Source organism: Ginsengibacter sp. (assembly GCF_057362405.1).
This window is the reverse complement of the sequence record NZ_JBMQQG010000236.1, coordinates 1-5226: the sequence shown is the minus strand read 5'-3', so window position 1 is coordinate 5226 and position 5226 is coordinate 1. Positions and strand designations below refer to the sequence as shown.

Genomic DNA, 5226 nt, shown 5'->3' with positions numbered 1-5226 from the left:
CGCTGCTGTGTTTCCAGTCTATCGGATGTTTTACAAACCCTGCTCTTACAGGATTTTCATGCAAATACACAAGTCTCTGATTATACATTTCTTTACTGATAAGCAAAATCGGATGATTCTCATATTGCCAGAATTGAAAACGAAAATTACTTTTCATCCTTTGGCCATTCTTTTCAAATAAGTCAAGCATTCCTGCCTACGGCAGGCAGGCATTCCTTCCTGCTTTCCTGCGGATTGTTTATAATGGAATCTATCAATTTCATCGCCGTGAAACTTTTGATATTTTTTATCACCAACCCGGGATTTGCAGTATTGATAAACGAACAAATCAAATGAAAATGATTTGACATTACCACCCAGGCATGTAATTGCAGGTTCTGATTCTTTTGACAAAACCTAATACTATCTAAAAGAATATCCGGGTATCTATCACGGGTAAACACATCTATCCAATCTACAACAGTAGCTGTTACAAAATACACGCCTTCGATGTCATCAAATTTGTACTTGCTGCTCATTAAGTTAATATACCAAAACTAAACGTTCAATTACCGTTATCACACTTTCTTTACATTGCTAATTTATGTTTCGATAACTATTAGTAACGAACAGGGTTTTGTCGCATAGCCTTGTGCGTTAGCCATGCTTGTGCTTCGGCTCTCGTAGGTGTTACCTTTCTTTTGCAAGCCCAAACCAACTTTCTTAATAAACTAATGTTGAATATATAATCCCGCTGGTCGGGAGACCAGGGGCGTTACAAGGTCGGAACCTTTGTTAAATTTGGAACGGGAATACCTGCAGAGGCTTAGATGTTTTCGTTTGGTTCATAAAAAGGTTTATCGGGACAGAGCTCATAGTTATGAGGCATCACCTGAGGATAATCAAATGCGATCCTGATTGTTGTCAGTATCTGCCCGGCGGGGGGGTGCTAATTTAGAAGATTGTATTCTTTATGAAGAATGAAAAATATAACAAGTTGTTTGCTTTGAATCGTAGTTATTTTCTCCTGCAATCCGAAGCAGGAAAAGACGCACCCCATCAGGGAGAACATCACGGAGTCCGTGTATGCCTCCGCAATAATAAAATCGAAAGATCAATACGAGGTGTATGCCACGGTGAACGGAATTATTCATAGAATTTATTTAACCGAAAATGACCTTGTGAAAGCAGGCACGCCGATTATGCAGATTACCGATAATAGTGTGGCAATAGACCGGAAAAATGCAGCCCTGGCTGCGGCATATTCAGCGGTGGACGCCAACAGGGAAAAATTGGCTGACCTGGAGAATACGATTGCAGTGGCAGGTATCAAAAAGAGCCAGGATTCTTTATTATTCAGAAGGCAGCAAAATTTATGGAGTCAAAATATCGGTACCAAAGTCGAAGTGGAACAAAGAGAGGTGGCCTTCAGGAACTCGGAGGCAGCGTTGGCATCTGCCAAATTAAAATATAATGATTTGCTTAAACAACTGGAGTTTACTGCCGGCCAATCAAAAAATAACCTGGCCATCAGCCAGACGAAGGAAAAGGATTTTATAATTGAAAGTAAGATTGACGGCAAGATATATGCCTTGACAAAGGAGCGGGGCGAAATAGTGAACCCCCAAACTCCTTTGGGAATTATTGGGGACGCCTATATTTTTTTACTGGAAATGCAGGTGGATGAATATGATATAGCGAAGGTGCAACTGGGACAAATAGTGCTCGTAACTATCGATAGTTATAAGGGGGAAGTATTTGAGGGTGCGGTCTCCAAGATTGACCCGTTCATGAATGAACGCACTAAATCATTTACCGTGGAAGCGACCTTTACAAAGCAACCCCAGGTGCTATATCCAAACCTTACTGCGCAGGCAAATATTATAATAAAGGAAAAAAAGAATGCACTCACCATTCCCCGCAATTATTTGATAAATGACTCTTTGGTACTTATTCAAAAAGATAAAAGAAAAGAAGTGAAAACCGGTATAAAGGATTACCGGAAAGTGGAAATCCTTAGCGGCCTTACGGCCAATGACCTTATTTATAAACCTGCAGAGTAGCCAATGAACTATAAACTGGTAACCAACATTGCCGCTTCGCTAATGGCGGCCCGCCTGCGGCAAACCGCAGTGGCTGCCATTGGAGTAACATTTGGCATTACAATGTTTATTGCCCTGTTGGGCTTCATGACCGGCCTCAATAAATTACTGGATGGTCTTTTCCTTAACCGGACGCCGCACGTAAGGCTGTACAATGAGATAAGACCCAGCTCAAATCAACCGATAAACGAATCAAGGACCTACCAGGGGTACTACAATTTTATCCGTTCTGTTAAGTCAGGCAACAGCCGCATTGAAATTTACAATGCCCCGGTCATCATGCAATCATTGAGGAAGGATGACAGGGTAGTTGGCTTTTCGCCCGCAGTAACAGCCCAGGCTTTCTTCAACTACGGAACTACAGAGATTTCCGCTATTATTAATGGTATTGATGTTGCTGGCGAAAGCCGGCTTTTTTCCTTCACGGACTATATAGTGAATGGGAATGCCGCTGACCTTAACAACATCAATAACAGTATCATCCTGGGAAAGGGATTGGCAGAAAAGTTACTGGTGGATATTGGTGATGTAGTTCCTGTAACTACCGCTGCAGGCGACCGGTACCTTTTGAAAGTGGTGGGATTTTACCAATCCGGCATCAGTGACTTTGACAAGGTGCAGAGTTATGCCTCGATAGCCACGGTACAAAAGATACTGGTGAAACCTAATAACTATATCACTGACATAAAAATAAAACTTAAAGACATGAAAATGGCCCCCGGGGTGGCAAAAGAATACAGGCAGATTTACCAGGCGGATGCCGAAGACATTCAGACGGTAAATGCACAATTTGAAACAGGTACCCGGGTCAGGAATATTATTTCTTATGCCGTGGGCATTACTTTATTAATAGTAGCCGGATTTGGAATTTATAATATTCTGAACATGATGATTTATGAAAAAATGGATTCCATTGCTATCTTAAAGGCTACCGGGTTTTCGGGGGCCGATGTGCGAAAGGTGTTCCTGACCATCTCCCTGGCGATCGGTTTTTGCGGTGGAATGGTGGGCCTGCTAACAGGATTTCTGTTGTCAAAAGGTATCAACCATATTCCCTTCAATACTGAAGCGTTGCCCACCGTAAAGACCTATCCTGTTAACTATAACCCGTTATTTTATATTATAGGTATTTTGTTTTCACTCCTTACCACTTACCTGGCAGGCTACTTCCCGGCAAAAAAAGCGGGAAGAATGGACCCGGTAGTGATCATTCGCGGAAAATAATATGAGCCAAACGATTTTAGAAGCAAAGAATATATCAAAAACTTTCTATGACCCGGTGGCGTTGAAAGTGCTGCATGATATTTCTTTTTGTGTAATCAAAAGCGAATTTGTTGCTGTGATTGGGAAATCCGGTTGTGGTAAATCGAGCCTGCTATATATACTTTCCACTATGGATACCGATTATGAAGGGGATTTGATCATAGACAATGAAAGCATGCGCGGGAAGAAAGACACCCAGCTGGCCAGGTTACGAAATGAAAAGATAGGATTCGTATTCCAGTTTCATTACCTGCTAAATGAATTTACCGCACTGCGCAATGTGATGTTGCCGGCCTTGAAGTTAAATAAATACAATGAACAGGACATAAAGAAAAGGGCAATGGAGAAATTGGATATCCTTAATATTAGCCATCTCGCATCCAAAAAAGCCTATAAATTATCGGGAGGAGAAAAACAAAGGGTCGCTATCGCCAGAGCGCTGATCAATGATCCGCTTATTATTATGGGAGATGAACCAACCGGCAATTTAGATAAGAAGAATTCTGATAATATTTTCAGTATTTTTCAACGGCTCACCCGCCAATTTAACCAAACCATACTGGTAGTTACCCATGACAATGACTTCGCCGAAAGAACTGACAGGATCATCGAAATTGAAGATGGAAGAATTATCCATCAATAGAAAGCAACATAACGTCCCCGGGAGGCGGAGTCTCATAAATTCAAAAAGCAGTCTTTGATTATGTTGAACCTTTCAGCCGGCGTAGGTGTTACCTATTTTTAAAACATATTTAATCCAAAATAAATCTTATTTCATTCTTTAATCTAATCTAACTAATTCCAATAAGCCTTTTCCTTCCTGGATATAGTAATCGACAGCGCTGCTGTGTTTCCAGTCTATCGGATGTTTTACAAACCCTGTTGCCGAAGCGGAAACTAAGCACAGCGCTCCCTAATTATTTAAACTTTGTACGAGATGGCCACAAAAAGGATTTGTTTATTTAAACATGCTCAGGCCAGCTTGGCGAACACCTGATCTGGCTGGAGTTATTTTACATAGTACGACCAGATTGCCGGATTGTTTTCAATCTCACTTTCAAAAAATGAAATAATCTGACGAGTTATTGCAGTGAATTTGAATTTCGAATTAGTTGTCAGGAATTGGGGGCCAGCCGTGAATTCAATCATTGTATCAGATAACTTTGGTATAACTGTTATGATTGGGACTTTTGTTAAGATAGCCAATCGCTCAGCAAAAAGGGAGGCATTGTGTTCGTTACCAAGGAACGTTACCGGACAATTGTATAAATTATTAAAAATATCAGCATTAGTAATAACCCGGCCTTTAAGTTGTAAATATTTAACAAGGTTTCGCAACTCTGTTATACCTGCGCCGTTTCTTTGAATAACCCGCCTGCCATCAGTCCATTTTCCTCCACCAACTAATATGGCAAATTTTCTCTCAAGACACCAATGGGTCAATAATCTTTTCCATGGCGTATGGCATGTTACAATGATACAACCTTGATCCACAGGAATAGGTATATTGAAGTTTATCAATTTTAGAATATTTTTTCTTGCGGGAGTTCTGACTAAAAAGGATATCATTCTCCTGGCAAGTCTTGAATGCCATATGCAAGACAAAGTTTTAAGTTTTTTGGTTGGATATTTCGCAACGTAGACCGGCGCATTTAAAAAACCAATTTGTATCATAATATAATGCAGGCTTGCACAGAAATGGGATACAACCCCACAGGTGGCGAATAATAGAAGCAGGTATAATGGCTTATGATCCAACATAAAAAATTAATATTGAAAAATCGCTATACTCACGTTCTGGCGCAGGTCTCCTGACCTGTGCACGAGCGTTACTTAGCATCTATTTTTAAAACATATTGAATCCAAAATAAATCACGTTCTG

General features: G+C 40.6%; 6 protein-coding genes. 3 read left to right on the top strand and 3 right to left on the bottom strand.

All coding sequences use genetic code 11. The features are described from left to right. Positions 1-182: 182 nt before the first annotated feature. Positions 183-518 carry a transposase gene (locus tag ACO1O5_RS20150; protein ID WP_486273473.1) on the bottom strand — a complete coding sequence of 112 codons (336 nt, stop codon included), beginning with the start codon at positions 516-518 and terminating at the stop codon, positions 183-185. A gap of 432 nt (positions 519-950) precedes the next feature. Next, positions 951-1133, bottom strand: coding sequence for a hypothetical protein (locus ACO1O5_RS20145; protein WP_486273471.1), 183 nt, complete (start codon positions 1131-1133; stop codon positions 951-953). 27 nt (positions 1134-1160) lie between these two features. Here ACO1O5_RS20145 and ACO1O5_RS20140 point away from each other — a divergent pair, with 27 nt between their 5' ends. From ACO1O5_RS20140 to ACO1O5_RS20130, 3 genes are read left to right on the top strand one after another with little or no spacing between them, the layout of a single operon-like run. Further along, complete coding sequence (locus ACO1O5_RS20140) at positions 1161-2042, top strand: efflux RND transporter periplasmic adaptor subunit (RefSeq protein ID WP_486273469.1); 882 nt, start codon at positions 1161-1163, stop codon at positions 2040-2042. A 3-nt stretch (positions 2043-2045) separates the two neighbouring features. Next, complete coding sequence (locus ACO1O5_RS20135; RefSeq protein WP_486273467.1) at positions 2046-3305, top strand: ABC transporter permease; 1260 nt, start codon at positions 2046-2048, stop codon at positions 3303-3305. Between the two features lies 1 nt (position 3306). Then, positions 3307-3987 (top strand): ABC transporter ATP-binding protein, encoded by a 681-nt coding sequence (locus ACO1O5_RS20130; protein ID WP_486273465.1) that lies wholly within the window; start codon positions 3307-3309, stop codon positions 3985-3987. Positions 3988-4352: 365 nt separating this feature from the next. Here ACO1O5_RS20130 and ACO1O5_RS20125 read toward each other — a convergent pair whose 3' ends face one another. Further along, on the bottom strand, positions 4353-4949 hold the full coding sequence (locus ACO1O5_RS20125; RefSeq protein ID WP_486273464.1) for an LpxL/LpxP family acyltransferase: 597 nt from the start codon (positions 4947-4949) through the stop codon (positions 4353-4355). Positions 4950-5226: the final 277 nt, after the last annotated feature.

What these genes read in the sequence shown, in the direction of transcription:
- ACO1O5_RS20145 (WP_486273471.1), bottom strand. Translation starts at nt 1,133, where the DNA reads ATGAATAATTCCGTTCACCGTGGCATACACCTCGTATTGATCTTTCGA.
- ACO1O5_RS20150 (WP_486273473.1), bottom strand. Translation starts at nt 518, where the DNA reads ATGAGCAGCAAGTACAAATTTGATGACATCGAAGGCGTGTATTTTGTA.
- ACO1O5_RS20130 (WP_486273465.1), top strand. Translation starts at nt 3,307, where the DNA reads ATGAGCCAAACGATTTTAGAAGCAAAGAATATATCAAAAACTTTCTAT.
- ACO1O5_RS20135 (WP_486273467.1), top strand. Translation starts at nt 2,046, where the DNA reads ATGAACTATAAACTGGTAACCAACATTGCCGCTTCGCTAATGGCGGCC.